The organism is Streptomyces sp. NPDC088707 (assembly GCF_044752725.1).
In the GTDB taxonomy this organism is placed as follows: domain Bacteria; phylum Actinomycetota; class Actinomycetes; order Streptomycetales; family Streptomycetaceae; genus Streptomyces.
The window spans coordinates 428,122-454,556 of record NZ_JBIVLV010000005.1 but is presented as its reverse complement, the minus strand read 5'-3'; the positions used below and the strand labels follow the sequence as shown (position 1 = coordinate 454,556).

Below are 26,435 nucleotides of genomic sequence, written 5' to 3'. Positions count from 1 at the left end.
GGGAACACCGCCGGGCGCGCCCGTCGCGGCGACCTCGGCCACGCCCACCCGGCAAGCTCGGCGGCGCCCAGCGGGCCTGGCGACCCGGCCCGACCGGCCACGCCCGGTCCGGGGGTCGCCCGGCCCCCAGGCCGGGTCCCCTCAGCCGCCTCCCCGACCTTTCCCCGCCGCTACGACTCCGACCCCGACCCAGCCCGCGACCGGGCCTTGAAGGCCGCCTTGCGGGCCTCCTTCGCGGCGCTCTTGTCGCGGTGCAGACGTCCCATCGTCTCCAGGACCTCCGCGGTCGCCGGGTGCTCCACCCGCCAGGCCGCCTCGAAGAAGCCGCTGTGCCGCCCCGTGAGCCCCTCGATCAGCTCCTGGAGCTCCTCCAGGTCGCCGTCCGCGTCGAGTTGGGCCGCGATCGTGTCGACCGCCAGCCAGAAGATCATCGACTCCGGCGGCGCGGGCACGTCCGCCGCGCCCCGCTCGGCGAGCCAGACCCGCGCGAGACCGCCGAGTTCCGCGTCGTCCAGGACCTCCCGCACCGCGGGCTCCGCCTCGGCGCCCACCAGGGAGAGCGTCTGCTGGCAGTGGAGGCGGCGCAGCGGCGAGCCGGCGTCCGAGCCGCGTGCGGCGTGCAGCAGCTCGCGGGCGGCGGTGAGCGCGTCGCGGCCGGTCAGCCAGGCGGCGGTCTCCTCACGGGCGGCGGCCTCCGGGTAGCCGGAGATGCCGTCGAGCAGCGCGTCGGCGCCCTTGTCGGCGAGGTCGCCGACGGCGGGGGCGTCCACGCCGGCCTCCAGCATCCGGGCCCGGATGCCGTAGAGACCGAGCTCGGTGAGCCGGACCATGCCGTACCGGGTGACGTCCTCGTCGTCGATGGGCGGCGTGGGCTCCTCGCCCTCCTCGGCCATCAGCGCCTCGTCGACGGGCTGGTACTCGACGAGCCCGATCGGTTCGAGCAGCCGGAACTGCTCGTCGAGCCGCATCATCGCGTCCGAGACCTGCTCCAGGACGTCGTCGGTGGGTTCGCCCATGTCGTCGGGGACGACCATCGACGCGGCGAGCGCGGGCAGCGGCACCGGGCCCTCGCCGGGCCCGCCCTCGCTGACGGTGAGCAGGTAGAGGTTTCCGAGGACGCCCTCCAGGAACTCGGCCTCGATCTCGGGGTCCCAGTCGAGCGACTCGATGTCGATCTCGCCGTCCTCGCCGACGATCTCGTCCAGGTCGTCGATGACCGGGGCGACGGCGTCGGCGAAGACCACGTCGAAGCCGTCCAGCCAGAGCGCGAGGACGTCCTGGGGCGAACCGCCCGTGACGACCGCGAGGTTGTCGCCGGCCGAGGCCCGCCCGGCGGCGTCGCCCGCCTCGTCCTCCTCGCCGTCCTCGACGTTCACCAGACCGGTGTCGACGGCGAGGCGCCAGGCGTCGCCCGCCGAGATCTCGCCGTCCTCGTCGTCGGTGAGGCCCAGGACCTCGACGGCCTCGGGCAGTTGCTCGTCGACGAGCTCGCCGCCCGCGTCGACCCGGGTGTCGGGTCCGGCCCAGCGGGCGAGCCGTACCGCGTTCGCGAGGAGGGGGGCCGCCAGCGCGTCCCGCGCCAGCTCCGCGTCCGCACGCAGCCGAACGGGGGGAAGGGTGGGGTGCTCCGCTGACATCTGGGGGGTCTCCTCGACGCGTCCGTGGGTGAAGGGTGACTGGCGGGTGAAGGGGCTCGGAGACGGGCTCGGAGCGCGGCTCTCAGCGTAGACGCATCCAGGGGGCGGTCCGTCGGTTCATGTGTCCGTCAGCCTTCGTACACCCGTCGACTCTTGACAAGTTGGGCGCCCTGCACAGAGATTGACGCGCGTAGATTCATCTGCCGTTCCTCCAAGCACCCTCGGAGTCCCCTGATGCCTTCCTCCATACCGAGATCTGCCGGCCGCACCGTCGCGCGCTCCGCCGCGGTCTCCGCCGTCGTCGCCGCCGCCCTCGCCGCGGGTCTGCTGGCCGGTTCGACGAACGCCGCCGCCGAGGACGCGGCCGGTGTCCGCATCCACGACATCCAGGGCACCACGCGCGTCTCGCCGCTCGTCGGCAAGCAGGTCTCCGGCGTGACGGGCGTCGTCACCGGCGTCCGCACCTACGGCTCGCGCGGCTTCTGGATCCAGGACCCCGAGGGGGATGGCGACCCCGCCACCAGCGAGGGCCTCTTCGTCTTCACCAGCTCCGTCCCGACGGTCGCCGTCGGCGACGCGGTCAGCCTGAGCGGCACGGTCACCGAGTACGTCCCCGGCGGGCTGACCTCCGGCAACCAGTCGCTGACCCAGATCTCCAAGCCGGTCGTCACCGTGGTCTCGCAGGGCAACCCGGTCCCCGCTCCGGTGACCATCTCGTCCTGGTCCGTCCCCGACGAGTACACCCCCGAGGGCGACCCGGCCGCGGCGGGCTCGATCAACGGACTGACCCTGAAGCCCCGCACGTACGCCCTGGACTACTACGAGTCCCTGGAGGGCACCAACGTCCGGATCGGCTCCTCGCGCGTGGTCGGCGCCACCGACCCGTACTCCGAGCTGTGGGTCACGGTGAAGCCCTGGGAGAACCGCAACCGGCGCGGCGGCACGGTCTACGGCTCGTACGAGTCGCAGAACACCGGCCGGCTGCAGATCCAGTCGCTGACCCCGATCGCCCAGCAGCCCTTCCCCAAGGCGAACGTCGGCGACCGGCTGACCGGCACCACCGAGGGTCCGCTCGACTTCAACCAGTTCGGCGGCTACACGCTCACCGCCCGCACCCTCGGCACGGTCGTCGACCGCGGCCTCGAGCGCGAGTCCACGGACCGGCAGCACAGGAACGAGCTGGCCGTGGCCACGTACAACGTGGAGAACCTCGACCCGAGTGACCCGCAGGAGAAGTTCGACGCGCTCGCGAAGGCGGTCGTCGCCAACCTCGCCTCGCCCGACATCCTCGCCCTGGAGGAGATCCAGGACAACAACGGCGCCAAGAACGACGGCACGGTCGCCGCCGACCAGACGGTGAAGAAGTTCACGGACGCGATCGTGGCGGCCGGCGGCCCGGCGTACGAGTGGCGCTCGGTCGACCCGGAGAACAACAAGGACGGCGGCGAGCCCGGCGGCAATATCCGTCAGGTCTTCCTCTTCAACCCCGAGCGGGTCTCCTTCACGGACCGCGCGGCCACCGACGCGGCCTCCGCCACCGGCGTGACGGGCCGCAAGGGCCACGCCGCCCTGACGGTCTCCCCCGGCCGGATCGACCCGGCGAACACCGCCTGGGAGAGCAGCCGCAAGCCGCTCGCGGGCGAGTTCGTCTTCCGCGGCCGTACGGTCTTCGTGATCGCCAACCACTTCGGTTCGAAGGGCGGCGACGAGTCGATCGTCTCGCACCACCAGCCGCCGGTCCGCTCCTCCGAGGCGAAGCGACTGCTCCAGGCCCAGTCCGTCAACGGCTTCGTGAAGCAGCTCCTCGCGGTCGAGAAGCAGGCCGACGTCCTCGTCGTCGGCGACATCAACGACTTCGAGTTCTCCGGGACGACGGAGGCGCTGACCGACGGCGGCGCGCTGTACCCCGCCGTGAAGTCGCTGCCCCGCAGCGAGCGCTACTCGTACGTCTACCAGGGCAACAGCCAGGTGCTCGACCAGATCCTGACGAGCCCCGGCGTGCGCCACTTCGAGTACGACAGCGTCCACATCAACGCGGAGTTCGCCGACCAGGACAGCGACCACGACCCCCAGGTCGTGCGCTTCCGCCCGTAGTCACCGGGGGCGGCCCGGCGCGGCGGTGAACCGCTCCGGGCCGTCCGGCCGTCTCACACGCCCGCGCTCAGGCTGAGCGCGGGCGTGTACCGCTTCACCCGGCTGCCCACGAGCCCCGGGTGGTGGTGCACCCGCGTCCAGGCCTCGCTCAGCCTGGCGTCGTCCGCGAGCCACTCCGCGTGGGCCCGCTCGCTCTCCCACTCGGCGTAGTTCAGGACCCGGCCGCCGTCGGTGGACAGATGGAAGTGGGCGCCGGACCCGCCGGACCCCGGCCGCAGCGCCGCGTCCTCGTCCAGGGCGGCGAACACGGTGTCCACCCAGTCCTGCCGGCTCCCCGCGTCCGGCCCGCCGAAGTCGGCCTCGACGACCACGACGACCCCGGGCAGCTCCCCCGTGCCCGACCCGTCGCGGACGGCGGAGCGGTGGATCGGCGCGTAGCGTCGGAGCTCCACCCGCTCGATGCCGGGCACGGCGGCGTCGATCTCGGCGTTCCGGTCGTCGCGGTAGGTGCGGAGGAAGTCCTCGTAGGCCTGCTCGGCGGTCCACTGCGAGTAGTGCAGCAGCGTGTCCCCGTCGGTCCCGACGTAGACGCTGTACGAGAGAAGCCCGAGGTCGGGCCATTCCCGGCTCTCCCAGGTCTCGCGGATGGCGTCGACGGCCGCGCGCTGGCGCTCCGGGGTGCCGACCCGCCAGGTGCTGACGAGGACGGCGCCGACTCCGGGGCGGTGGAGGTCGGGGCGGGCATCGGGGTGGGCGACGGCGTTCATGAGGTCTCCTGTTCCTCGGGGGTTCCTCGGATGGCTCCACCGTCGTCCCTCAACCTTGGTTGAGGTCAACCCCCGTTCCCGTGCGAGACTTCGCGCCATGATCCTTCGTGACCTGACCCTGCGCCCCGCGACCCGCGCCGAACTTCCCGCCGTCCTCGCGCTCCTGGCCGACGAGGACACGGTCGTGGACCCGGCCTCGGTCACCGTCGCCGAGGCGTACGAGCGGGCCTTCGCGGACATCGAGGCCGATCCGCGCAACGAGATGCTGGTCCTGACGGACGGCGAGCTGGTCCTCGGCTGCCTCCAGATCACGTACATCCCGGGGCTCGGCAGGGGCGGCGCCGAGCGGGCCCTCGTCGAGGCGGTCCGGATCCGGGCCGACCGGCGCGGCGGCGGCCTCGGCCGGGAGCTGATGGAGCGGGCCGCGGCACGCGCGCGGGAACGCGGCTGCGCGCTGGTCCAGCTGACCAGCGGCAAGCCGCGCACGGACGCCCACCGCTTCTACGCCTCCCTGGGGTACGCGCGCAGCCACGAGGGCTTCAAGCTCACGCTCTGACGGGTGCGGGCCCCAGCTCGCGCGCTGAGCGGTCCGGCCCGCCCCGGTCGGAGCGCGGACCGGCCCGCTCGGCGGGACCCGCCGTCAGCCGAGCAGGTGGCCGCCGCCGTCCACGAGAAGCACCTCGCCGGTGATGTACGCGGAGTGGGCCAGGTCGTGGACGGCGCCGGCGATGTCCTCGGCCCGGCCGACCCGGCGCAGCGGGACGACGTCGGCCACATGCGCCTTGGCCGCGTCGGCGCCGTCGACCCCGTCGAACCAGGGGGTGTCGATGAGGCCGGGCGCGACCGCGTTGACCCGGACGTCGGGGCCGAGGGCCTTGGCGAGGAGCTTCGTCATGTGGTTGACGGCCGCCTTGGAGACGGCGTACGGGATGGAGCTGCCGCCCGGCCGGACGCCGGCCTGGGAGGAGACGTTGACGATGGCGCCGCGGCTCTTCCGCAGGTGCGGGACGGCGGCGGTGATGGTCTGCCAGACGCCGATGACGTTGACGTCGTAGAGGTGGCGCCAGACCTCGGGCGAGGCGGCTTCGAGGTCGTCGTGCGGGATGAACCGGGTGGTGCCCGCGCAGTTGACGAGGAGGTCGAGGCGGCCGAGGGTCTCCACGGCCCGCTCGACGAGGGCCTGGGCCTGGGTCTCGTCGGAGACGTCCGCCTGGAGGTAGACGGCGCCGGGCAGGTCGGCGGCGAGGCGTTCGCCCGCCTCGACGGAGCGGGCGGAGTTGACCACGACCCGGTATCCGGCCTCGGCGAGGCGGCGGGCGACGGCGGCGCCGATGCCCGAGGACGAGCCGGTGACGAGGGCGACGCGGTCGCCGTCGGTGCTGTGTGCGCTCATGCTGTGCTGTCTCCATGTCCCCCTGTCGCGCCCGTCGATCATGCCAGAGCCCGCACGCTTAAGTGATCGTGATCTTTCCGCCGAAGCAGATCTAAGTGGACCTTCACCGTGCAAACCGCTCAGACTTCGGTGATGAGCACTTCCCCTTCCCGCCCGGCACGCCCCTTCGGCCGCGCGCTCTGCGCGATGATCACCCCGTTCACCGCCGACGGCGGGCTCGACCTCGACGAGGCGGGCAAGCTGGCCGCCCGGCTCGTCGGCGACGGCTGCGACGGTCTGGTCCTGAACGGCACCACCGGTGAGTCACCGACCACCACCGACGCCGAGAAGGCCGCGCTCGTCCGCGCCGTCCGGGAGGCCGTGGGCCCCGGCCCCTCGGTCGTCGCCGGCGTCGGCACCGCCGACACCCGGCACACGGCCGAACTGGCCCGCCGGGCCGAGGCGGCGGGCGCGGACGGCCTGCTCGTCGTCACCCCGTACTACAGCCGCCCTCCGCAGCCGGCCGTCGAGGCCCACTTCCTGAAGGTCGCGGAGGCGACCGGCCTCCCGGTGATGGTCTACGACATCCCCGGCCGCACCGGCACGCGCGTCGAGCCCGAGACGCTGCGGCGGCTCGCCGAGCACCCGCGGATCGTGGCCGTCAAGGACTGCGCGTACGACCTGCTGGGCTCGGCCCGGCTGATCGCGGAGACCCCGCTCGCGTACTACTCGGGCTGCGAGGAGCTGAACCTGCCGCTGTACGCGGTCGGCGGCGCCGGCTATGTCAGCACGGTGGCGAACGTGGCGCCCCGTCAGCTGCGCGCGGTCCTCGACGCCTTCGACGCGGGCGACACGGCGGAGGCGGCCCGGCTCAACGCCCGGCTGCTGCCGCTCGCCGAACGGATGATGGCCGCGGGTCTGCCCGGCACGGTGACCGTCAAGGCGCTGCTGGGCGGCCCGGTGCGCGAACCGCTGCAGCCCGCCGACCGGGAGTCGGTCGACGGGCTGCGTGGTCTGTACGAGGCGCTGCTTCAGGCGGAGTCGGTGGTGTAGGTCCTGCCGAGGACGGCGGCGTGCTCCAGGACGTCCTCCAGCGGGTCGTCGATCTGACCCGTGTGGAGCGAGAGGCTGGGCCCGTTGGAGACGGTGGGCCCGTTGTGGGTGTGCGTCTCGTCCGCCACGGCCGTCCCGGCCGGTAGCAGGACCGCCACCGTCGTGAGCACTCCTGCGACCATGCGCTTCGCCCTCATGTCGACTCCTCGCCTCGTCTGCGTGCAGTGACTCTGCGTTCTGTTAACGCAGAGTCACCGGATCAGTTGTGGCTGTGGAGGATGTCGTTCAGCCCGCCCCAGACCGCGTTGTTCGGGCGGGCCTCGACGGCGCCGGTGACCGAGTTGCGGCGGAACAGGATGTTCGAGGCGCCGGAGAGGTCGCGGGCCTTCACGATCTCGCCGTCGGGCATCGTGACCCGGGTGCCGGCGGTGACGTACAGACCGGCCTCGACGACGCACTCGTCACCGAGCGCGATGCCGACGCCCGCCTCGGCACCGATCAGGCAGCGCTCGCCGATCGAGATGACGACGTTGCCGCCGCCCGACAGGGTCCCCATGGTGGAGGCGCCGCCGCCGATGTCGGAGCCGTTGCCGACGACGACGCCGGCGGAGATCCGGCCCTCGACCATCGAGGTGCCGAGGGTGCCGGCGTTGAAGTTGACGAAGCCCTCGTGCATGACGGTGGTGCCGGCCGCGAGGTGGGCGCCGAGCCGCACCCGGTCGGCGTCGGCGATCCGGACCCCGGCGGGCGCGACGTAGTCCGTCATCCGCGGGAACTTGTCGATGCTGGTGACGGCGAGGTGCAGGCCCTCGGCGCGCGCGTTGAGGCGGACCTTCTCGATGTCGTCGACGGCGACCGGACCGAGCGAGGTCCAGGCGACGTTGGCGAGGAGGCCGAAGACGCCGTCCAGGCTCTGGCCGTGCGGCTTGACCAGGCGGTGGCTGAGCAGGTGCAGACGCAGGTAGGCGTCGTGCGCGTCGAGCGGCTTCTCGTCCAGCGAGGAGATGACGGTGCGGACGGCGACCACCTCGACGCCGCGGCGGGCGTCCACGCCGAGGGCCTTGGCGGCGCCTTCGCCGAGGGCGTTCACGGCCTCGTCGGGGGTGAGCCGCTCGGTGCCGGCGGGGCCTGCGGCCTCGGTCAGCTCGGGGGCGGGGAACCAGGTGTCGAGAACGGTGCCGTCGCCGGCGATGGTGGCGAGGCCGGCGGCGACGGCGCCGGTGGTGCGAGGAGCAGTGGTCATGACGGAAAACCTAACCGGCGGGGCCCCGCGCGGGCCAACCGGTCTCAGGTGTCGGTCGAGCGTGTAGGCGGTTCCGACGAGCGCGGGAGGGGCCGTCTCGGTCCTTCCTTCAGGTCGGGCAGGGCCGTCGTCCGGCTCTCGCCCGGCCCTCGCCCCGCTCCTGCTCATGCCGGGCGCAGCACCCGGGTCAGCATCACGCGCGCGTACTCCTCGTCGTACGGCTCGCCGGTGAGCAGGGACTGGAGGCTGATGCCGTCCACGAGGGCGACCAGGGCGCGCGCGGTGGCCGGGTCGGTGCGGTGGGAGAGGACGGAGACCACGGTCTCGGCCCACTCGGCGGCCACGGGGCGGAGCGCGGGGCGGCGCAGGGCGGCGAGGTAGAGCTCGTACTCCAGCTCCACCTGGGCGCGTTCGCCGCCGATCCACTCCCCCAGGAAGCGGGCGAGCGCGGCGGCGAGGTCGGTGTCCGGCGCGTTGAGGACGGGGTGCTCGCGGAGCAGCCGCGCGAAGTCCTCGTTGGCCTTGCGGAGGGCGGCGACGAGGAGTTCGTCGAGGGAGGCGAAGTGGTACGTGGTCGAGCCGAGGGGCACGTCCGCCTCGGCGGCCACGGTGCGGTGGCTGAGCCCGGCGATCCCGGAGCGTCCGGCGACCCGGAGGGCCGCCTCGACGATGCGGTCCCGCCGTTCGGGGTCGTGGCGGCGGGCGCGGGCCATCAGTGGGCACCGCCCAGGTTGAGGACGACGACCCCCGCGACGATGAGGACGATCCCCGCGATCTTGGCGAGGCTGAGGGTCTCGCCGAGGAAGAGGATGCCGATGGCGGCGACGGCGGCGGTGCCGACGCCGGCCCAGATGGCGTACGCGGTGCCGACCTGGAGCGTCTTGAGCGCCTGCGCCAGGAGCGCGAAGGCGACCACGTAGCCCACGCCGGTGACGATCGAGGGCCAGAGTCGGCTGAACCCCTCGCTGTACTTCATGGAGGTGGTGGCGAGTATCTCGGCCGCGATGGCGCCCGCGAGCAGTCCGTAACCCATGCGTACAAGCGTACACAACGATGCGTACGCGCGTACACAAAGCTGCCCGATACGGTGTCCCGCATGACGATTCCCCCAGGGCCGCCGCCCTACGGTCCCTCCGGGCCGCTGCCGCCCTACGGCTACGGCTATCCGCCGCCGCCCCCGCCGCCGAAGCCCGGCGTGATACCCCTGGCGCCGCTCACCTTCAGCACGATCCTGACCGGCGCCTTCGCGGCCTTCGGCCGTTACTGGAAGCAGCTCCTCGGGGTCGCCGCGGTGATCTACCTCGGCGCCCTGCTGGTCGTCGCGGCGGCGATCGGCATCGCGTACGCGGTCGTCGGCGACGACCTCCCCGCCGTGTTCGACCTGCCCTCGGGCCAGGAGCCGCGGTGGGACGACATCCGGCCGCTGCTCATCGCCTTCGTCTGCGTCTGGCTGGCCGCCATGATCGCGATGGTCTGCGCGAACGCCCTGGTGGCGGCGGCCTGTCCGGCCGTGGTCCAGGAGGCGGTACTCGGCCGCCCCACGACCTTCGGCGCGATCTGGCGCCGGGCATGGGACCGGATGCCGGCCGTGCTCGGCACCGTGTTCCTGACGAGCGCGGCGCTGCTGATCCCGATGCTGCTGTTCCTGGGCGGCTTCGCGGCGATGATGGCGACCCTGTTCGCCGAGCTCGCCGACGCGTCCTCCGGAGCGGACTACGGCTCCGACGACTCGGGAATCTCGTTCGTCCTCCCCCTGGTCCTGTTCCTGGTGGCGCTGGCGACCCTTCCTTTCGCCCTCTGGATCTGGGTGAAGTTCAGCATGGCCCCGGCGGCGGCCGTGATGGAGGGCCAGGGACCGGTCGCCTCGATGCGCCGCTCCTCGCAGCTGGTCCGCGGTGACTGGTGGCGCGTCTTCGGCTGTCTCCTCGCCGCCGGGATCATGGCCTCCGTCGTCGGCATGCTGATCCAGCAGGCCCTCTCCACCCTCGCGTCGGCCCCGCTGACGCTCACCGACTTCTCCGGCGAGGACTCCGCCGCCGTGATCGCGTCCCTGAGCGTGATCTTCACGTTCTTGATCCTCGGCCAGCTGATCAGCCAGGCGGTCGTCTCCGTCTTCCCACCGCTGGTCACCGCGCTGCTCTACGTCGACCAGCGGATCCGCAAGGAGAACCTGGCACGCGCGGCCGGACTCGCCTAGGAGGTCTCGTCGATCAGGCCGAGCCCGGCCTGATCGACAAGACCCTCCCTGGCCCCGGAGGCACGCGAAACGGCCGTGCCCCGGAGGGCACGGCCGTTCACCCGCGTACGGGAAGGGTCGATCAGACGTTGAAGCCGAGCGCGCGCAGCTGCTCGCGACCGTCGTCCGTGATCTTGTCCGGGCCCCACGGGGGCATCCAGACCCAGTTGATCTTCAGTTCGCTGACGATGCCGTCCGTCGCGGACTTCGCCTGGTCCTCGATCACATCGGTCAGCGGACAGGCCGCCGACGTCAGGGTCATGTCCAGCGTCGCGATGTTCGACTCGTCGATGTGGATGCCGTAGATCAGGCCCAGGTTGACGACGTCGATGCCCAGCTCGGGGTCGACGACGTCGTACAGCGCCTCGCGGACTTCTTCCTCGGAGGCCGGCTTCATCGTGGCCTCGGCGTTCTCGGTCATGCCGACTTCCTCTCCGCCGCGTCGCCCAGGGCCTGGGCGGTCGCGTCCTTCCACGCCATCCAGCTGAGCAGCGCGCACTTCACACGGGCCGGGTACTTGGAGACTCCGGCGAACGCGACCGCGTCCTCCAGGATCTCCTCCATCGCGTCGTCGGGCTCGATCTGGCCCTTGGACTGCATCAGCTCCAGGAAGGTGCCCTGGATCTTCTGCGCGTCCGCCAGCTCCTTGCCGACGAGCAGCTCGTTGAGGACGGACGCCGAGGCCTGGCTGATGGAGCAGCCCTGGCCCTCGTACGACACGTCCTCGATCCGCGAGCCCTCGTACTTCACGCGGAGCGTGATCTCGTCGCCGCACGTCGGGTTGACGTGGTGCACCTCGGCGTCGCCGTCCCGAAGACCGCGCCCGTGCGGGTGCTTGTAGTGGTCCAGGATGACGTCCTGGTACATCGAATCCAGCTTCACGAGCCGTCCCCTAGCCGAAGAAGTTCCGTACGTGCTCCAGACCCGCGACGAGGGCGTCGACCTCGGCCGGGGTGGAGTACAGATAGAACGACGCCCGCGTGGTCGCAGGAATTCCGTACCGCAGGCAGACCGGCCGCGCGCAGTGGTGGCCGACCCGGACCGCGATGCCCTCTTCGTCGAGGACCTGGCCCACGTCGTGCGGGTGGATGTCGCCGAGCGTGAAGGAGATCGCCGCGCCGCGGTCCTCGGCCGTGGTGGGGCCGATGATCCGCAGGTCCGGAACCTCCTGGAGGCGCCGCACGGCGTACTCGGTGATCGCGTGCTCATGGCGCGCGATGTTCTCCATGCCGATCGCCGAGAGGTAGTCCACGGCCGCGCCGAGGCCGACGGCCTGGGCGATCGGGGGCGTACCCGCCTCGAACTTGTGCGGGGCCGGCGCGTACGTCGAGGAGTGCATCGAGACGGTCTCGATCATCTCGCCGCCGCCCAGGAAGGGCGGCAGGTCCTCGAGCAGCTCCTGGCGGCCCCAGAGGACGCCGATGCCCGTCGGGCCGCACATCTTGTGGCCGGTGAAGGCCACGAAGTCGGCCTGGAGCGCCTGCACGTCCAGGACCATGTGCGGGGCGGCCTGGGAGGCGTCGATGCAGACGAGCGCACCGACCTCCTGGGCGCGACGGATGATCGTCTCGACCGGGTTGACCGTGCCCAGCAGGTTCGAGACCAGCGTGAACGAGACGATCTTGGTCTTCTCGGTGATGACCTCTTCGATGTTCGAGAGGTCGAGACGGCCGTCGTCGGTGAGGCCGAACCACTTCAGCTTCGCGCCCGTGCGCTGCGAGAGCAGCTGCCACGGCACGATGTTGGAGTGGTGCTCCATCTCCGTGATGGCGATCTCGGTCTCGTGGTCCACGCGGTAGGGCTCGTCGGCCCAGCCCAGCATGTTGGCCACCAGGTTGAGCGACTCCGAGGCGTTCTTGGTGAAGATCACCTCGTCGCGGCTCGGGGCGTTGATGAAGGCCGCGACCTTGTCACGGGCGCCTTCGTACAGCGCCGTCGCCTCCTCGGCGACCGTGTAGACGCCGCGGTGGACGTTGGCGTTGTGACGCTCGTAGTACGTGTTGAGCGCGTCGAGGACCTGCCGCGGCTTCTGCGAGGTCGCAGCGGAGTCGAGGTACACGATCTTCTTGCCGTCGTGGACCACGCGATCCAGGAGCGGGAAGTCCTTGCGGATCGCCTCGGTGTCGAGGAGGCCGGAGAGCCCCTGATGGGCAGATGTCACGCGGATGCGCCACCCTTCGTGCTGTAGGCCTCGTAGCCCTCGTTCTCCAGCTTGTCGGCGAGCTCGGCGCCGCCGGACTCGACGATGCGCCCGCCGGAGAAGACGTGCACGAAGTCGGGCTTGATGTAGCGGAGGATCCGCGTGTAGTGCGTGATCAGCAGGGTGCCGACCTCACCGGTCTCGCGGACGCGGTTGACGCCCTCGGAGACCTGGCGCAGCGCGTCGACGTCCAGGCCGGAGTCGGTCTCGTCGAGAATCGCGATCTTCGGCTTGAGGAGCTCCAGCTGGAGGATCTCGTGGCGCTTCTTCTCACCGCCGGAGAAGCCCTCGTTGACGTTGCGCTCGGCGAAGGCCGGGTCCATCTGGAGCTGCTCCATCGCGGACTTGACCTCCTTCACCCAGGTGCGCAGCTTGGGGGCCTCGCCGCGGATCGCGGTGGCGGAGGTGCGCAGGAAGTTGGAGACCGAGACACCGGGGACCTCGACCGGGTACTGCATGGCCAGGAAGACGCCGGCGCGGGCGCGCTCGTCGACCGACATCTCCAGGACGTCCTCGCCGTCGAGGGTGACGGTGCCGCCGGTGACCGTGTACTTCGGGTGGCCGGCGAGCGAGTACGCCAGGGTCGACTTGCCGGAGCCGTTGGGGCCCATGACGGCGTGGGTCTCGCCCTGCTTGATGGTCAGGTCGACACCCTTGAGGATCTCGCGGGGGCCGTTCTCGGCCTCGACGGAGACGTGCAGGTTGCGGATTTCAAGCGTTGCCATGGGTGACTCAGGACTCCTGGGTGACGGAGACGAGCACATCGTCCCCTTCGATCTTTACGGGGTATACGGGGACGGGGCGCGTCGCGGGAAGGCCGGAGGGCTTGCCGGTGCGGAGGTCGAAGCTGGAGCCGTGCAGCCAGCACTCGATGGCGCAGTCCTCGACCTCGCCCTCCGAGAGGGAGACGTTCGCGTGCGAGCAGATGTCGTTGATCGCGAACACCTCGCCCTCGGTGTGCACGACCGACACCGGCGTGCCGTCGACCTCGACCCGCTTCGGGGTGTCGGCCTCCAGCTCGCTCAGCGCGCAGACTCGGACGAAGGCCATCAGACGGAGGCCTCCAGCTCGGCCTCGATCTTGGCGATGAGGCGCTCCTCCACGTCCGGCAGACCGATCTGCTGGACGAGCTCCGCGAAGAAACCGCGGACGACGAGGCGACGGGCCTCGGCCTGCGGGATACCGCGGGACATCAGGTAGAAGAGCTGCTCGTCGTCGAAACGACCGGTGGCCGAGGCGTGACCGGCGCCGGCGATCTCGCCGGTCTCGATCTCCAGGTTCGGTACGGAGTCGACCCGGGCGCCGTCCGTGAGGACCAGGTTCCGGTTGAGCTCGTACGTGTCCGTGCCCTCGGCAGCGGCCTGGATGAGCACGTCGCCGATCCAGACGGCGTGCGCGTCCTGGCCCTGCAGCGCGCCCTTGTAGGCCACGTTGGACTTGCAGTGCGGGGTGTTGTGGTCGACCAGGAGGCGGTGCTCCTGGTGCTGGCCGGCGTCGGTGAAGTACAGACCGAACAGCTCGGCCTCGCCGCCGGGCGCCGCGTACGCCACCCGCGGGTGGATGCGGACGACGTCGCCGCCGAAGGTGACGATGACGGACTTGAAGGAGGCGTCACGGCCGACCAGGGCGTTGTGCTGGGCGACGTGGACGGCCTTCTCGTCCCAGTCCTGGACGGAGACGACGGTCAGCTTGGCGCCGTCACCCAGGACGTAGTCGACGTTGGCGGCGAGCACCGCGTCGCCGGAGTGGTCGAGGACCACGACGGCCTCGGCGAAGGCGCCGAGCTCGATGACCTGGTGGCCGAAGGCGACGCCGCCCTCACCGTGCACGGTGATGCGGATCGGCTCGGTGAGCACGGCCTCCTTGGCGACGGTGACGACCGAGGCCTTCTCGAAGGAGGAGTACGCCTGCGCGGCGACGCGGTCGACGGGCGTGCCGGCCTTGCCGAGGCGCTCGTCGTCGCGGCCGACGGTCTCCACGGTGACGCCCTCGGGGGCCTCGATCTCGACCTTGACGCCCTCGCCGGTCGCGACGGCGGTGCCGTCGTGCAGGCCGCGGAGGCGCTCGAGCGGGGTGAACCGCCACTCCTCCTCGCGGCCGTGCGGCACGGGGAAGTCCGCCACGTCGAAGGACGGGGGCGCGCTCATGCGGGTGGCGACGGTGGACTCGGCGGCCACCGCGATCGAGCCCGCGGTGGTGGAGCCCGCGGGAGGGGGTCCCCCCGCTCGAGCGGATCCGAGAGTGGGGGAGTTCTGAGCCTCAGCCATGGCTGTCGTGTTGCTCTCTTCCTGCGTACGTAAAGAAAATCGGGCGCTGCGGGGCGGGGCGGGCGTCAGCCCACCGAGCCCTCCATCTGCAGCTCGATCAGCCGGTTGAGCTCCAGGGCGTACTCCATCGGGAGTTCCTTGGCGATGGGCTCGACGAAACCGCGGACGATCATCGCCATGGCCTCGAACTCGGTGAGGCCGCGGCTCATCAGGTAGAAGAGCTGGTCCTCGGAGACCTTGGAGACGGTGGCCTCGTGGCCCATGGAGACGTCGTCCTCGCGCACGTCCACGTAGGGGTACGTGTCCGAGCGGGAGATCGTGTCGACGAGCAGCGCGTCGCAGAGCACGTTGGACTTGGCGCCCGGGGCACCCTCGCCGATCTCGATGAGACCGCGGTAGGAGGTGCGGCCGCCGCCTCGCGCCACCGACTTGGAGACGATGTTGGAGGAGGTGTTCGGGGCCATGTGGACCATCTTGGCGCCGGCGTCCTGGTGCTGGCCCTCGCCCGCGAAGGCGATGGAGAGGGTCTCGCCCTTGGCGTGCTCGCCCATCAGGTAGACGGCCGGGTACTTCATGGTGACCTTGGAGCCGATGTTGCCGTCGACCCACTCCATGGTGGCGCCCTCGTAGGCGACGGCGCGCTTGGTCACCAGGTTGTAGACGTTGTTCGACCAGTTCTGGATGGTCGTGTAGCGGCAGCGGCCGCCCTTCTTCACGATGATCTCGACGACAGCGCTGTGCAGCGAGTCCGACGAGTAGATCGGCGCGGTGCAGCCCTCGACGTAGTGGACGTAGGCGTCCTCGTCGACGATGATCAGCGTCCGCTCGAACTGGCCCATGTTCTCCGTGTTGATACGGAAGTAGGCCTGGAGCGGGATCTCGACGTGCACGCCCTTCGGCACGTAGATGAACGATCCGCCGGACCAGACGGCGGTGTTCAGGGAGGCGAACTTGTTGTCGCCGACCGGGATGATCGTGCCGAAGTACTCGCGGAAGAGTTCCTCGTGCTCCTTCAGCGCGGTGTCGGTGTCGACGAAGATGACGCCCTGCTCCTCCAGGTCCTCACGGATCTGGTGGTAGACGACCTCGGACTCGTACTGGGCGGCGACACCGGCGACGAGGCGCTGCTTCTCCGCCTCGGGGATGCCGAGCTTGTCGTACGTGTTCTTGATGTCCTCCGGCAGGTCCTCCCAGGACTCGGCCTGCTTCTCGGTGGACCGCACGAAGTACTTGATGTTGTCGAAGTCGATGCCGGAGAGGTCGGAGCCCCAGGTCGGCATGGGCTTCTTGTCGAAGAGCCGCAGACCCTTGAGACGCAGCTTCAGCATCCACTCGGGCTCGTTCTTCTTCGAGGAGATGTCGCGGACGACGTCCTCGTTCAGACCGCGCTTGGCGGTGGCACCGGCGGTGTCGGAGTCGGCCCAGCCGTACTCGTACCGACCCAGGCCCTCGAGCTCGGGGTGGCTGATCTCGGTGGTCATGCGGGGTTCCTCCCGGCCGTGCTTGCGGATGCTGATTCGGTGGTCTGTGGGGCGCTGTGCGGGATGAACGTGGTGCAGACGCCGTCACCATGCGCGATGGTGGCCAGACGCTGGACGTGCGTTCCCAGGAGGCGGGAGAAGAATTCCGTCTCCGCCTCGCACAGCTGTGGATACTGCTCGGCGACGTGGGCCACCGGGCAGTGGTGCTGGCAGAGCTGCTCGCCGACCGGCGCGTTCCGCGCAGTGGCAGCGTACCCGTCGGCGGTCAGGGCCTTGGCAAGCGCCTCGGTCCGCCGCTCCGGTTCGACGGCCTCGACGGCTTCTCGGTAGGCGTCCGCCTGGGCCTCGATCCGGTCGCGGGCGAAGGCGGCCACCGCCGCTTCCCCGCCGGCGTTGCGCTCGATCCACCGGAGCGCCTCGACGGCGAGCGAGTCGTACGACTGGTCGAAGGCGTCCCGGCCGCAGTCGGTGAGCGCGAAGACCTTCGCGGGGCGGCCGCGGGCGCGCGCCCCGTAGACGCGCTGCTCGCGTGCTTCCACGACGTTGTCGGCGACCAGCGAGTCGAGATGACGGCGGACGGCCGCCTGGGTGAGGCGGAGTCGCCCGGCGAGATCGGCGACGGTCGACGGCCCGTGGTCCAGGATCGACCGCGCAACACGGTTGCGGGTCGAACGCTCACGGGTCGCGAGTTCCTCCACCGGAGCCGCGCCAACGTTTTTCACAACGCCATTGTTGCGTAATTAATCTCGGACTGACAAGCCGCGCCGGACGCGGCCACGGTGCGGTGCGTCACTCAGGTAAGGCTTACCTGACCTGCGGAAACGATCATTCGTAGGACGAATCAGCCCCTTCGCCCCGCGCTCCCCGCGCGCCGGACCCGGCCGCCTCGGGAGGCAGTACCCGCAGGCCACAGGGGCTCCGCCGGCCTCTTAGGCGCCCGGCGCGACGAAAGGGAGATCGCACCGCGGACCACCTGAATCGGACGTTCCGGGGACCCGGGCCCCGCGCCGGGAGGCCCCCCGGCCCCTCTCTAGACTTCCCGACATGCGAAACGAGTCCGTCGGGTCCGTCGTCCAGGTCCGTGGCCTGGTCAAGCGGTACGGCCACAAGACCGCCGTCGACGGCCTCGACCTCGATGTGCGGGCCGGCACCGTGACCGCCGTCCTCGGCCCCAACGGGGCCGGCAAGACCACCACCATCGAGACCTGCGAGGGCTACCGGAGGCCGGACGCCGGCACCGTGCGCGTCCTCGGCCTCGACCCGGTCGCCGACGCGGCCGCCCTGCGGCCCCGGATCGGCGTCATGCTCCAGTCCGGCGGCGTCTACTCCGGCGCCCGCGCCGACGAGATGCTCCGCCACATGGCGAAACTGCACGCCCACCCGCTGGACGTGGACGCGCTCGTCGAACGCCTCGGCCTCGGCTCCTGCGGCCGCACCACCTACCGGCGCCTCTCCGGCGGCCAGCAGCAGCGCCTCGCGCTCGCCATGGCCGTCGTCGGCCGCCCCGAGCTCGTCTTCCTCGACGAGCCGACCGCCGGACTCGACCCGCAGGCCCGCCGCGCCACCTGGGACCTCGTGCGCGAGCTGCGCGCCGACGGGGTGACCGTGGTCCTCACCACCCACTTCATGCAGGAGGCGGAGGAACTCGCCGACGACGTCGCCATCGTCGACGCCGGCCGGATCGCCGCCCAGGGCAGCCCCGAGCAGCTGTGCCGCGGCGGCGCCGAGAACACCCTCCGCTTCACCGGCCGCCCCGGACTCGACCTGGGCTCACTGCTCAAGGCGCTGCCCGACGGCACCGCCGCGGCGGAGCCGCTCCCGGGCACCTACCGGATCACCGGCGCCATCGACCCCCAGCTGCTGGCCACGGTCACCAGCTGGTGCGCCCAGCACGGCGTCATGCCCGACGGCATCTCCGTCGAGCGCCACACTCTCGAGGACGTCTTCCTCGAACTGACGGGCAAGGAACTGCGGTCGTGAGCAAGGGTTCGGTCGTGAGCACCGGTACGTACGCCCCCCGCCCGGGAGCCGCCCCCGTCGGCCGGATGATCGCGGCGCAGACGGCGCTGGAGACCCGGATGCTGCTGCGCAACGGCGAGCAGCTGCTGCTCACCGTGATCATCCCGTCGCTGCTCCTGGTGCTCTTCTCCACCGTCGACATCATCGATACGGGCGCGGACGAGGCCGTCGACTTCCTCGCCCCGGGCGTCCTCGCGCTCGCCGTCCTGTCGACCGCGTTCACCGGCCAGGCCATCGCGACCGGCTTCGAGCGGCGGTACGGGGTGCTCAAGCGCCTCGGCGCCTCACCGCTCCCCCGCTGGGCGCTGATGACCGCCAAGACGCTCGCCGTCCTGGTGACCGAGGTCCTCCAGATCGCCCTCCTGACGGCGATCGCCCTGGGCCTCGGCTGGTCCCCGCGGGGCAACCCGCTGGCGGTCCTCGTACTCCTGGTCCTCGGCACGGCCGCCTTCTCCGGCCTCGGCCTGCTGATGGCGGGCACCCTGAAGGCGGAGGCCACCCTGGCCGCCGCCAACCTGGTCTTCCTGCTGCTCCTGGTGGGCGGCGGCGTCATCGTCCCGCTGGAGAAGTTCCCGGACGCGGCCCGCTCGGTCCTGGAGCTGCTCCCGATCTCGGCCCTCTCCGACGGTCTGCGCGCGGTCCTCCAGGACGGCGCGGCCCTGCCCTGGGGCGACGCGCTGGCCCTCGCGGTCTGGGCGGTCCTCGGCCTCGGCGCGGCGGCGAAGTTCTTCCGCTGGGAGTAGCGGAGGGGTCCCAGAGGGTGACGTTTCCCGACAAGGCACCCCTCGTGAAAGCGTGCACAAGCCCCGGCCTACGATAGGGCCCGTGCTGACCCCCCTCGCCTCCATCGCCAGGCGCTGGACTCCGTCCCCCAGGACGCTCCGGCGCGCCGCGCTCTCCGCCGTCGTGATGAGCGTGCTCATCATCGTCACCGGTGGCGCGGTCCGGCTGACCGGTTCCGGTCTCGGCTGCGACACCTGGCCGAAGTGCACCGACGACAGCCTGATCGTGACGCCCGAGCAGGGATACCGCGGCGCGATCGAGTTCGGCAACCGGATGCTGACCTACGTCCTGTCGGCCGCGGTCGGCTGGGCGATCATCGCCGCCCGGTCCACCAAGCCGTGGCGGCGCGGGCTGACCCGGCTCGCCTGGGCCCAGTTCTGGATCGTGATGAGCAACGCCGTCATCGGCGGCATCACGGTGTGGATGGGCCTCAACCCGTGGACGGTCGCCGGCCACTTCCTCGCCGCGAACGCGCTGCTCACCGTCGCCGTCATCACCTGGCACCGGACCGGCGAGGGCGACACCGCCGCCCGGCCGCGCGTGCCGCGCCCGGTCCGCAGGCTGTCCTGGGCGATCACGATCACGTCGGGCCTGCTGATCGCGCTCGGTACGACGGTGACCGGCGCCGGCAAGCACGCCGGTGACAGCAGCGACGTGCCGCGCATGCCGTGGGACTGGACGGACGCCGCGCACCTCCACGCCATCGCCGCCTGGGTCGTCTGCGCCCTGGCGCTCGCGATGTGGCTGGTCCTTCGCGTGGTGGACGCCCCGCTCGACACCCGGGCGCGCGCCCGCGACCTGCTGATCGTGCTGCTCGCGCAGGGCGTCGTCGGCTACGTGCAGTACTTCACCGGGGTCCCCGAGCTCCTGGTCGCCGCCCACATGCTCGGCTCGTCCCTGATGTGGATCGCGGTCCTGCGCCTGGCCCTGAGCCTGCGCGAGCGCCCGCTCCCCACCGCCGACATCCCGGCCCAGGCCGACCCCGCGCTCGCCACCGCCTGAGACTCCCCGGACGCCCGGGGCACCGGGCGTCCGGGCGCGCACCTGGGTCGACGCCTTCGCCCTGTGCCTGATGTCCCCGTCGCCTGCGGGGAAGCACCCGACGTGGTCCGGGGAACGCTACCGGTGGGGGCCGGCAGCGGGTCCGGCGAGCCGGTAGACCCGGCGTGCGTTCGCCGAAGCGATCATCGTGGCGACGCGCTGGGCGTCCGTACGGGACCAGGCGCCGTCCATGACCCACTCGCCGAGCACCCGGGTGAGGGCGGTGCGGAAGACGTTCGCGGCGACCACATGGAGCTCGGGCAGTCCCTGGGCGCCGCTGGAGAACAGCAGCTTCCCGAACGGCGCGCGCTCCAGGACCTCGGCGAGGACGGCCGCCGCCCGTGCCCCGGTGTGCGCGAGGACGGGGCCCAGGTCGGCGTGGACGTGCGGGTGCACGGCGGTCAGGTGCGCGGCGGCGCGGTGGTACGGGTAGGAGTGGAGCAGCACCAGGTCGGTGCCGAGCCCCGCGGTGGCGGCGGCGAATCCGGCGAGCGAGGCGGGGTCCCGGTCCCCGGTGTGCAGCTGCAGGGGGCGTCCTGCGGTGACCGCGATCCAGAGCAGATGGCGCAGCAGGACGGGGTCGGTGAGCGGGCCGCCGGCCGGGCGTGCGGCGAGCCAGCGTCCCGCGGCGCCGCGTACCTCTCCGGGTCCCGGGGGTGCGGGCGTGTGGGTGAGTCCCTGGCGTACTCCCGCCACGGAGGCGAAGGCCACGGCGTGGACGGCGGCCCCGTGGACGGCCTCGGCGAGGTTGGCGAGGAAGGCCTCGACGGTCCCCGAGGTGTCGGCGACCTGCTCGGCGAGGGGTTCGAGGCGGACGATCTCATGGGCCTCGGCGGCCCCGGTGGCGCCGAGTTCGGCCGGTCCCGTGAGGTCGTCGGGGAGCCCGGTGTCGACGAGGTACGTGGCGATCCCGGAGGCCCTCAGCAGTCGCCGGCCCGACTCGGCGACGCCCAGTTCGCGGCGGCGCGCGAGGTACCGGGCCGGTGGGCAGTGCGCTTCGAGACCGAGCAGCGGCGGGCACCACCGGCGCACGGCGAAGCCGGTCTGGGTGTCGAAGAAGGTGGTGCCCGCTGCGGGCAGCGCGCCGCTCCCGCCCAGCTGGGCGCCGAGGCGGGCCTCGAAGGTGCCGAGGCCGAGCTCCGTACGGAGCACCCCGTGGCAGTACTGGTCCACCAGGCTCGGCGTGTCGATCATCTCGGGGGGCTCCCTGCGTGGCCGTGTCGCTTCTCCACACGTCCTAACGGGTGAGCCCCGCGCGAGGTTGTTGCCTCAGCCGTTGGAGGGGCCGCCGATCTGGATACCGGCCATCCGGGTCCACTCGTACGGACCGGTCTCGACCTTGGCGGCGAACTCGCCGTCGAACTCCTCGTGGAGGGTGAGGCCGGCCTTCTCGGCGGCCTGGCGCGCGATCTCGTACGTCGGCGCGACGAGGTCGCCCCAGCCGCCGTCGGTGCCGACGAGGACGATCCGGGTGCCCGCCTGACCGATGTGCGCGAGGTGCCCCTCGGAGCCGCCGTGCTCCTTGGCGAAGGCCTTGATCTCCTTGGCGAGCCTGGCCGCCTTGCGCTCTTCCTGCTTCGTTTCTGCCATGAAAGGGATGCTACCGAGGGGTAGATCTACTGGCGACGGCCGGGTCACGTGGCCTATCCCACGTGACCCGGCCGCCGGCCGAGCAGATCATCTGAGCGGAGACATCGGTCGAGACGTCCCGGAAAGTCCCTCCGGAGGGCGTTCCTAACGGAGGAACGGGTCCACCGCGACCGCCACGAAGAGCAGCGAGACATAGGTGATGGACCAGTGGAAGAGGCGCATCTCCTTGAGCTTCGCGCCGGTGGCGCCCGCCTTGGCCCGGTTGAGCAGGCCGTGCGCCTCCCAGAGCCACCAGCCGCCGGTGAGCAGGGCGACCGACAGGTAGAACCAGCCGGTGTAGCCGAGCGGCGTCAGCAGCAGCGAGACGGCGACCATCACCCAGCTGTACGCGACGATCTGCTTGGCGACGACCTTGTTGGAGGCGAGGACCGGGAGCATCGGCACGCCGGCGCGGGCGTAGTCGTCCTTCACCTTCATCGACAGCGGCCAGTAGTGCGGCGGCGTCCAGAAGAAGATGACGGCGAAGAGGATGATCGCCGCCCAGGACATCGAGTTCGTGACGGCCGACCAGCCGATGAGGACCGGGAGGCAGCCGGCGATCCCGCCCCAGACGATGTTCTGCGCGGTGCGGCGCTTCAGGATCATCGTGTAGACGACGACGTAGAAGAGGAGCGCGCCGAGCGAGAGTGCGGCGGAGAGCCAGTTGACGAGCAGGCCGAACCAGAGCGTGGAGACCACGGCGAGGGTGAGGCCGAAGACCAGGCCCTCGCGCGGCGTCAGGACGCCGGTGACCAGCGGACGCTGGGAGGTCCGGTCCATCAGCGCGTCGATGTCGCGGTCGATGCACATGTTCAGCGCGTTGGCGCCGCCCGCGGAGAGGTAGCCGCCGAAGCAGGTGGCGAGCACCAGCCACAGGTCGGGCACGCCCTGCTCGGCGAGGAACATCACCGGAACGGTGGTGATGAGCAGCAGTTCGATGATCCGCGGCTTGGTCAGCGCCACGTATGCCTTGACGCGGGCCCCGAACGGCCGATGGCCCCCCGGGCTGGGAGTCAAGACGACCCCTGCGGGTCGGGACTCGACGGCCGTCACGCACACCCCTGACAGAGAAATTCCCAGCAAGCTCCCCGGATGAAGGTGGGGTGAAGCTTGCGCGTACCACGCCACTGTAGACGTTGCCCAGACGCCGATCTTCGCGGGGGTGGGGTCGTGTTGAGGCGGTGTGTCCCAAGGCGTGGACACGCCTCGGGAGGCGAACTCACACGGGCGGCGGCAGTCTTGCTGTGTCCGCTCATTTGAGGGGCATGCACACGAAAAGAGGGACGTTCCGGCGGGGGTAGGCTCGACAACGCCGGTACACCCTCAGTCACCGGCTTCAGACATGTGGAGAGGAGCCCTGACCCAGGGTGAGCACTAAGCCGACCACCACAGACCTCGAGTGGACCGAGTTGGACCAGCGGGCCGTCGACACCGCCCGCATCCTGGCGGCGGACGCCGTACAGAAGGTCGGCAACGGCCATCCCGGTACGGCCATGAGCCTGGCGCCCGCCGCGTACACCCTCTTCCAGAAGGTGATGCGGCACGACCCGGCCGACCCCCAGTGGGTCGGGCGCGACCGGTTCGTCCTCTCCGCCGGACACTCGTCCCTGACCCTCTACACCCAGCTGTACCTGGGTGGCTTCGGGCTCGAACTGGACGACCTGAAGGCCTTCCGCACCTGGGGCTCGAAGACCCCCGGCCACCCGGAGTACGGCCACACCCCCGCGGTCGAGACCACCACGGGCCCGCTGGGCCAGGGTGTCGCCAACGCCGTGGGCATGGCGATGGCCTCCCGCTTCGAGCGCGGCCTGTTCGACCCGGAGGCCGCCGCCGGCACCTCCCCGTTCGACCACCGCATCTACGCGATCGCCGGTGACGGCTGCCTGCAGGAGGGCATCTCCGCGGAGGCGTCCTCGCTCGCCGGCCACCAGAAGCTCGGCAACCTGATCCTGCTGTGGGACGACAACCACATCTCGATCGAGGGCGACACCGAGACCGCCGTGTCCGAGGACACGATGAAGCGGTACGAGGCGTACGGCTGGCACGTCCAGCGCGTCGAGCCCCAGGCCAACGGCGACCTGGACCCGGCCGGTCTCTACGCGGCGATCAAGGCCGCCGAGGCCGAGACCGAGCGTCCGTCGTTCATCGCGATGCGCTCGATCATCGCCTGGCCCGCCCCGAACGCGCAGAACACCGAGGCCGCCCACGGCTCGGCGCTCGGCGACGAGGAGATCGCGGCCACCAAGCGCGTCCTCGGCTTCGACCCGGAGAAGACCTTCGAGGTCACCGACGAGGTCATCGCACACACCCGTTCGCTGGGCGACCGCGGCCGCGAGGCACGCGCCGCGTGGGAGAAGTCCCTCGCCGAGTGGCGTACGGCCAACCCGGAGCGCGCCGCCGAGTTCGACCGCATCCAGGCGAACGAGCTGCCGGCCGGCTGGGCCGAGAAGCTCCCGGTCTTCGAGCCGGGCAAGGGTGTCGCCACCCGTGCCGCCTCGGGCCAGGTCCTCAAGGCGCTCGGCGCGGTCATCCCGGAGCTGTGGGGCGGCTCGGCCGACCTCGCCGGCTCCAACAACACGACGATCGACAAGAACTCGTCGTTCCTGCCCGAGGGCAACCCGCTGCCGGAGGCCGACAAGTACGGCCGCACGATCCACTTCGGCATCCGCGAGCACTCCATGGCCGCGGAGATGAACGGCATCGCGCTGCACGGCAACACGCGCATCTACGGCGGCACCTTCCTGGTGTTCTCCGACTACATGCGCAACGCCGTCCGTCTGTCGGCCCTGATGCACCTCCCGGTGACGTACGTCTGGACCCACGACTCGATCGGTCTGGGCGAGGACGGCCCGACGCACCAGCCCGTGGAGCACCTGGCCTCGCTGCGCGCGATCCCGGGTCTCAACGTGGTCCGTCCGGCCGACGCCAACGAGACGGCCATCGCCTGGCGCGAGATCATGCAGCGCCACACGAAGGTCTTCGGCAAGGGCGCCCCGCACGGTCTGGCGCTCACCCGCCAGGGTGTGCCGACGTACGCGCCGAACGAGGACACGGTCAAGGGCGGCTACGTGCTGTTCGAGGCCGAGGGCGGCGACGCGGAGGTCGTGCTGATCGGCACGGGCTCCGAGGTGCACCTGGCCGTCGAGGCCCGCGAGCAGCTCCAGGCCGCCGGCGTCCCGACCCGTGTGGTCTCGATGCCGTCCGTGGAGTGGTTCGAGGAGCAGGACCAGGCGTACAAGGACTCCGTCCTGCCGCCGTCGGTCAAGGCCCGTGTGGCGGTCGAGGCCGGTATCGGCCTCACCTGGCACCGCTACGTCGGCGACGCCGGCCGGATCGTCTCCCTGGAGCACTTCGGTGCCTCGGCGGACGCGAAGGTCCTGTTCCGCGAGTTCGGTTTCACGCCGGAGGCCATCGTCGCCGCCGCCCGGGAATCGATCGACGCCGCCGCGCGCTGATCCGCATACGTACGACTTAATGGAGATGGAATTCTCATGACAGACGCTCTCAAGCGCCTCTCCGACGAAGGCGTCGCGATCTGGCTGGACGACCTCTCGCGCAAGCGGATCACGTCCGGCAACCTGGCCGAGCTCATCGACCAGAGCCACGTGGTCGGTGTGACCACGAACCCGTCGATCTTCCAGAAGGCCATCTCGCACGGTGACGGTTACGAGCAGCAGCTCGCCGACCTCGCCGCCCGCAAGGTGACCGTCGACGAAGCCGTCCGGATGATCACGACGGCGGACGTCCGCGACGCCGCCGACATCCTGCGTCCCGTCTTCGACGCGACCCAGGGCCAGGACGGCCGGGTCTCCATCGAGGTCGACCCCCGTCTCGCCCACGAGACGACCGCCACCATCGCCGAGGCCAAGCAGCTGGCCTGGCTGGTGGACCGCCCCAACACGCTCATCAAGATCCCGGCCACCAAGGCGGGTCTGCCGGCGATCACCGAGGTCATCGGCCTCGGCATCAGCGTCAACGTGACGCTGATCTTCTCGCTCGAGCGCTACCGCGCGGTCATGGACGCCTACCTGGCGGGTCTGGAGAAGGCCCGCGAGCGCGGCCTCGACCTCTCCAAGATCCACTCGGTGGCCTCCTTCTTCGTGTCCCGGGTGGACTCGGAGATCGACAAGCGCCTGGACGCCATCGGCACCGACGAGGCCAAGGCCCTCAAGGGCAAGGCCGCGCTGGCCAACGCGCGTCTGGCGTACGAGGCGTTCGAGGAGGTCTTCTCCTCGGAGCGCTGGGCCGCCCTCGACAAGGCGCAGGCCAACAAGCAGCGTCCGCTGTGGGCCTCGACCGGCGTCAAGGACCCGGCGTACAAGGACACCCTGTACGTCGTGGACCTGGTCGCCCCGGGCACGGTCAACACCATGCCGGAGGCCACCCTGGAGGCCACCGCCGACCACGGCGTGGTCGAAGGTGACACCGTGCACGGCACCTACGACCAGTCGCGTGCCGAGCTCGCGGCCGTCGAGAAGCTGGGCATCGCCTACGACGATGTCGTCCAGCTCCTCGAGGACGAGGGCGTCGAGAAGTTCGAGGCGTCCTGGAACGACCTTCTCAAGTCCACCGAGGCGGAGCTCTCGCGCCTCGCACCTTCGGAGGCGTAAGCA

Annotated in this window: 27 protein-coding genes; 9 read left to right on the top strand and 18 right to left on the bottom strand. The window is 71.1% G+C overall.

Going from position 1 to position 26,435, the window contains the following annotated elements:
* Positions 1–170: 170 nt before the first annotated feature.
* Positions 171–1,637, bottom strand: a complete 1,467-nt coding sequence (locus ACIP84_RS18520; protein ID WP_401798689.1) for a hypothetical protein — start codon at positions 1,635–1,637, stop codon at positions 171–173.
* Between the two features lie 234 nt (positions 1,638–1,871).
* Here ACIP84_RS18520 and ACIP84_RS18515 point away from each other — a divergent pair, with 234 nt between their 5' ends.
* A complete protein-coding gene (locus tag ACIP84_RS18515; RefSeq protein WP_401798688.1) occupies positions 1,872–3,731 on the top strand; it encodes an endonuclease/exonuclease/phosphatase family protein in 1,860 nt (619 codons plus the stop codon).
* A 53-nt stretch (positions 3,732–3,784) separates the two neighbouring features.
* Here the strand turns inward: ACIP84_RS18515 and ACIP84_RS18510 are convergent, their stop codons facing one another.
* Complete coding sequence (locus ACIP84_RS18510; protein ID WP_401798686.1) at positions 3,785–4,498, bottom strand: antibiotic biosynthesis monooxygenase; 714 nt, start codon at positions 4,496–4,498, stop codon at positions 3,785–3,787.
* A gap of 97 nt (positions 4,499–4,595) precedes the next feature.
* Here ACIP84_RS18510 and ACIP84_RS18505 point away from each other — a divergent pair, with 97 nt between their 5' ends.
* Positions 4,596–5,054, top strand: a complete 459-nt coding sequence (locus tag ACIP84_RS18505; RefSeq protein WP_401798685.1) for a GNAT family N-acetyltransferase — start codon at positions 4,596–4,598, stop codon at positions 5,052–5,054.
* Positions 5,055–5,138: 84 nt separating this feature from the next.
* On the opposite strand, the gene ACIP84_RS18500 is transcribed toward ACIP84_RS18505, so the two are convergent.
* A complete protein-coding gene (locus ACIP84_RS18500) occupies positions 5,139–5,891 on the bottom strand; it encodes an SDR family NAD(P)-dependent oxidoreductase (protein WP_401798683.1) in 753 nt (250 codons plus the stop codon).
* Between the two features lie 132 nt (positions 5,892–6,023).
* On the opposite strand from ACIP84_RS18500, the gene dapA reads away from it, so the two are divergent.
* The gene (gene dapA, locus ACIP84_RS18495) at positions 6,024–6,923 is read left to right on the top strand and encodes a 4-hydroxy-tetrahydrodipicolinate synthase (protein ID WP_401798681.1); all 900 of its coding nucleotides are present in this window, start codon (positions 6,024–6,026) and stop codon (positions 6,921–6,923) included.
* Here the strand turns inward: dapA and ACIP84_RS18490 are convergent.
* The 4 genes from ACIP84_RS18490 to ACIP84_RS18475 form a co-directional block, all read right to left on the bottom strand.
* Positions 6,902–7,120, bottom strand: a complete 219-nt coding sequence (locus ACIP84_RS18490) for a hypothetical protein (protein ID WP_401798679.1) — start codon at positions 7,118–7,120, stop codon at positions 6,902–6,904. The two genes, dapA and ACIP84_RS18490, sit on opposite strands and share 22 nt — an antisense overlap.
* A gap of 62 nt (positions 7,121–7,182) precedes the next feature.
* Entirely contained in the window at positions 7,183–8,166 is a 984-nt protein-coding gene (gene dapD / locus ACIP84_RS18485) for a 2,3,4,5-tetrahydropyridine-2,6-dicarboxylate N-succinyltransferase (protein WP_073917191.1), read from the bottom strand.
* A gap of 164 nt (positions 8,167–8,330) precedes the next feature.
* Positions 8,331–8,879, bottom strand: a complete 549-nt coding sequence (locus tag ACIP84_RS18480) for a TetR family transcriptional regulator (protein ID WP_355956326.1) — start codon at positions 8,877–8,879, stop codon at positions 8,331–8,333.
* The gene (locus ACIP84_RS18475) at positions 8,879–9,199 is read right to left on the bottom strand and encodes a DMT family transporter (protein ID WP_401798677.1); all 321 of its coding nucleotides are present in this window, start codon (positions 9,197–9,199) and stop codon (positions 8,879–8,881) included. The genes ACIP84_RS18480 and ACIP84_RS18475 overlap by 1 nt, the downstream gene beginning before the upstream one ends.
* Positions 9,200–9,262: 63 nt before the next feature.
* Between ACIP84_RS18475 and ACIP84_RS18470 the strand changes: the two genes are divergently transcribed.
* Positions 9,263–10,363 carry an oxidoreductase gene (locus ACIP84_RS18470; RefSeq protein ID WP_401798675.1) on the top strand — a complete coding sequence of 367 codons (1,101 nt, stop codon included), beginning with the start codon at positions 9,263–9,265 and terminating at the stop codon, positions 10,361–10,363.
* Between the two features lie 121 nt (positions 10,364–10,484).
* Here ACIP84_RS18470 and ACIP84_RS18465 read toward each other — a convergent pair whose 3' ends face one another.
* The 8 genes from ACIP84_RS18465 to ACIP84_RS18430 form a co-directional block, all read right to left on the bottom strand.
* On the bottom strand, positions 10,485–10,823 hold the full coding sequence (locus ACIP84_RS18465) for a metal-sulfur cluster assembly factor (protein ID WP_055602247.1): 339 nt from the start codon (positions 10,821–10,823) through the stop codon (positions 10,485–10,487).
* Positions 10,820–11,284 (bottom strand): Fe-S cluster assembly sulfur transfer protein SufU, encoded by a 465-nt coding sequence (gene sufU, locus ACIP84_RS18460; protein ID WP_187624022.1) that lies wholly within the window; start codon positions 11,282–11,284, stop codon positions 10,820–10,822. The genes ACIP84_RS18465 and sufU overlap by 4 nt, the downstream gene beginning before the upstream one ends.
* A gap of 10 nt (positions 11,285–11,294) precedes the next feature.
* On the bottom strand, positions 11,295–12,563 hold the full coding sequence (locus ACIP84_RS18455) for a cysteine desulfurase (protein WP_030322528.1): 1,269 nt from the start codon (positions 12,561–12,563) through the stop codon (positions 11,295–11,297).
* Entirely contained in the window at positions 12,560–13,327 is a 768-nt protein-coding gene (gene sufC, locus ACIP84_RS18450) for a Fe-S cluster assembly ATPase SufC (protein WP_030322526.1), read from the bottom strand. The genes ACIP84_RS18455 and sufC overlap by 4 nt, the downstream gene beginning before the upstream one ends.
* Positions 13,328–13,334: 7 nt before the next feature.
* Positions 13,335–13,652: a bifunctional 3-phenylpropionate/cinnamic acid dioxygenase ferredoxin subunit gene (locus ACIP84_RS18445; RefSeq protein WP_030322524.1), complete on the bottom strand. Its 318-nt coding sequence runs from the start codon at positions 13,650–13,652 to the stop codon at positions 13,335–13,337.
* Positions 13,652–14,869 (bottom strand): Fe-S cluster assembly protein SufD, encoded by a 1,218-nt coding sequence (gene sufD / locus ACIP84_RS18440; RefSeq protein WP_355956334.1) that lies wholly within the window; start codon positions 14,867–14,869, stop codon positions 13,652–13,654. The genes ACIP84_RS18445 and sufD overlap by 1 nt, the downstream gene beginning before the upstream one ends.
* Before the next feature lie 65 nt (positions 14,870–14,934).
* Complete coding sequence (gene sufB, locus ACIP84_RS18435; protein ID WP_030322521.1) at positions 14,935–16,350, bottom strand: Fe-S cluster assembly protein SufB; 1,416 nt, start codon at positions 16,348–16,350, stop codon at positions 14,935–14,937.
* Positions 16,347–17,072 carry a metalloregulator ArsR/SmtB family transcription factor gene (locus ACIP84_RS18430; protein ID WP_329277519.1) on the bottom strand — a complete coding sequence of 242 codons (726 nt, stop codon included), beginning with the start codon at positions 17,070–17,072 and terminating at the stop codon, positions 16,347–16,349. The genes sufB and ACIP84_RS18430 overlap by 4 nt, the downstream gene beginning before the upstream one ends.
* Before the next feature lie 322 nt (positions 17,073–17,394).
* On the opposite strand from ACIP84_RS18430, the gene ACIP84_RS18425 reads away from it, so the two are divergent.
* From ACIP84_RS18425 to ACIP84_RS18415, 3 genes are all read left to right on the top strand, one after another.
* Positions 17,395–18,330, top strand: a complete 936-nt coding sequence (locus ACIP84_RS18425) for an ABC transporter ATP-binding protein (protein ID WP_355956339.1) — start codon at positions 17,395–17,397, stop codon at positions 18,328–18,330.
* A gap of 14 nt (positions 18,331–18,344) precedes the next feature.
* Positions 18,345–19,112, top strand: a complete 768-nt coding sequence (locus tag ACIP84_RS18420) for an ABC transporter permease (RefSeq protein ID WP_401798826.1) — start codon at positions 18,345–18,347, stop codon at positions 19,110–19,112.
* Positions 19,113–19,185: 73 nt separating this feature from the next.
* Complete coding sequence (locus ACIP84_RS18415) at positions 19,186–20,154, top strand: COX15/CtaA family protein (protein ID WP_355956779.1); 969 nt, start codon at positions 19,186–19,188, stop codon at positions 20,152–20,154.
* A gap of 117 nt (positions 20,155–20,271) precedes the next feature.
* Here the strand turns inward: ACIP84_RS18415 and ACIP84_RS18410 are convergent, their stop codons facing one another.
* The 3 genes from ACIP84_RS18410 to ACIP84_RS18400 all read right to left on the bottom strand — a co-directional run bounded on the left by ACIP84_RS18410 (position 20,272) and on the right by ACIP84_RS18400 (position 22,875).
* Positions 20,272–21,387 (bottom strand): amidohydrolase family protein, encoded by a 1,116-nt coding sequence (locus tag ACIP84_RS18410; RefSeq protein ID WP_401798671.1) that lies wholly within the window; start codon positions 21,385–21,387, stop codon positions 20,272–20,274.
* 75 nt (positions 21,388–21,462) lie between these two features.
* Entirely contained in the window at positions 21,463–21,783 is a 321-nt protein-coding gene (locus ACIP84_RS18405; protein WP_355956343.1) for a hypothetical protein, read from the bottom strand.
* A 144-nt stretch (positions 21,784–21,927) separates the two neighbouring features.
* Positions 21,928–22,875, bottom strand: a complete 948-nt coding sequence (locus tag ACIP84_RS18400) for a heme o synthase (RefSeq protein WP_401798669.1) — start codon at positions 22,873–22,875, stop codon at positions 21,928–21,930.
* Between the two features lie 314 nt (positions 22,876–23,189).
* On the opposite strand from ACIP84_RS18400, the gene tkt reads away from it, so the two are divergent.
* Both tkt and tal read left to right on the top strand, forming a co-directional pair.
* Entirely contained in the window at positions 23,190–25,277 is a 2,088-nt protein-coding gene (gene tkt, locus ACIP84_RS18395; RefSeq protein WP_355956346.1) for a transketolase, read from the top strand.
* Between the two features lie 36 nt (positions 25,278–25,313).
* Positions 25,314–26,432 carry a transaldolase gene (tal, locus tag ACIP84_RS18390; protein ID WP_355956348.1) on the top strand — a complete coding sequence of 373 codons (1,119 nt, stop codon included), beginning with the start codon at positions 25,314–25,316 and terminating at the stop codon, positions 26,430–26,432.
* Positions 26,433–26,435 lie beyond the last annotated feature (3 nt).

Bases quoted from the DNA above. Each gene is read 5' to 3' on its own strand.
- ACIP84_RS18520 (WP_401798689.1), bottom strand. From the start codon at position 1,637: ATGTCAGCGGAGCACCCCACCCTTCCCCCCGTTCGGCTGCGTGCGGAC.
- ACIP84_RS18515 (WP_401798688.1), top strand. From the start codon at position 1,872: ATGCCTTCCTCCATACCGAGATCTGCCGGCCGCACCGTCGCGCGCTCC.
- ACIP84_RS18510 (WP_401798686.1), bottom strand. From the start codon at position 4,498: ATGAACGCCGTCGCCCACCCCGATGCCCGCCCCGACCTCCACCGCCCC.
- ACIP84_RS18505 (WP_401798685.1), top strand. From the start codon at position 4,596: ATGATCCTTCGTGACCTGACCCTGCGCCCCGCGACCCGCGCCGAACTT.
- ACIP84_RS18500 (WP_401798683.1), bottom strand. From the start codon at position 5,891: ATGAGCGCACACAGCACCGACGGCGACCGCGTCGCCCTCGTCACCGGC.
- dapA (WP_401798681.1), top strand. From the start codon at position 6,024: ATGAGCACTTCCCCTTCCCGCCCGGCACGCCCCTTCGGCCGCGCGCTC.
- ACIP84_RS18490 (WP_401798679.1), bottom strand. From the start codon at position 7,120: ATGAGGGCGAAGCGCATGGTCGCAGGAGTGCTCACGACGGTGGCGGTC.
- dapD (WP_073917191.1), bottom strand. From the start codon at position 8,166: ATGACCACTGCTCCTCGCACCACCGGCGCCGTCGCCGCCGGCCTCGCC.
- ACIP84_RS18480 (WP_355956326.1), bottom strand. From the start codon at position 8,879: ATGGCCCGCGCCCGCCGCCACGACCCCGAACGGCGGGACCGCATCGTC.
- ACIP84_RS18475 (WP_401798677.1), bottom strand. From the start codon at position 9,199: ATGGGTTACGGACTGCTCGCGGGCGCCATCGCGGCCGAGATACTCGCC.
- ACIP84_RS18470 (WP_401798675.1), top strand. From the start codon at position 9,263: ATGACGATTCCCCCAGGGCCGCCGCCCTACGGTCCCTCCGGGCCGCTG.
- ACIP84_RS18465 (WP_055602247.1), bottom strand. From the start codon at position 10,823: ATGACCGAGAACGCCGAGGCCACGATGAAGCCGGCCTCCGAGGAAGAA.
- sufC (WP_030322526.1), bottom strand. From the start codon at position 13,327: ATGGCAACGCTTGAAATCCGCAACCTGCACGTCTCCGTCGAGGCCGAG.
- ACIP84_RS18445 (WP_030322524.1), bottom strand. From the start codon at position 13,652: ATGGCCTTCGTCCGAGTCTGCGCGCTGAGCGAGCTGGAGGCCGACACC.
- sufD (WP_355956334.1), bottom strand. From the start codon at position 14,869: ATGGCTGAGGCTCAGAACTCCCCCACTCTCGGATCCGCTCGAGCGGGG.
- sufB (WP_030322521.1), bottom strand. From the start codon at position 16,350: ATGACCACCGAGATCAGCCACCCCGAGCTCGAGGGCCTGGGTCGGTAC.
- ACIP84_RS18425 (WP_355956339.1), top strand. From the start codon at position 17,395: ATGCGAAACGAGTCCGTCGGGTCCGTCGTCCAGGTCCGTGGCCTGGTC.
- ACIP84_RS18410 (WP_401798671.1), bottom strand. From the start codon at position 21,387: ATGATCGACACGCCGAGCCTGGTGGACCAGTACTGCCACGGGGTGCTC.
- ACIP84_RS18405 (WP_355956343.1), bottom strand. From the start codon at position 21,783: ATGGCAGAAACGAAGCAGGAAGAGCGCAAGGCGGCCAGGCTCGCCAAG.
- tal (WP_355956348.1), top strand. From the start codon at position 25,314: ATGACAGACGCTCTCAAGCGCCTCTCCGACGAAGGCGTCGCGATCTGG.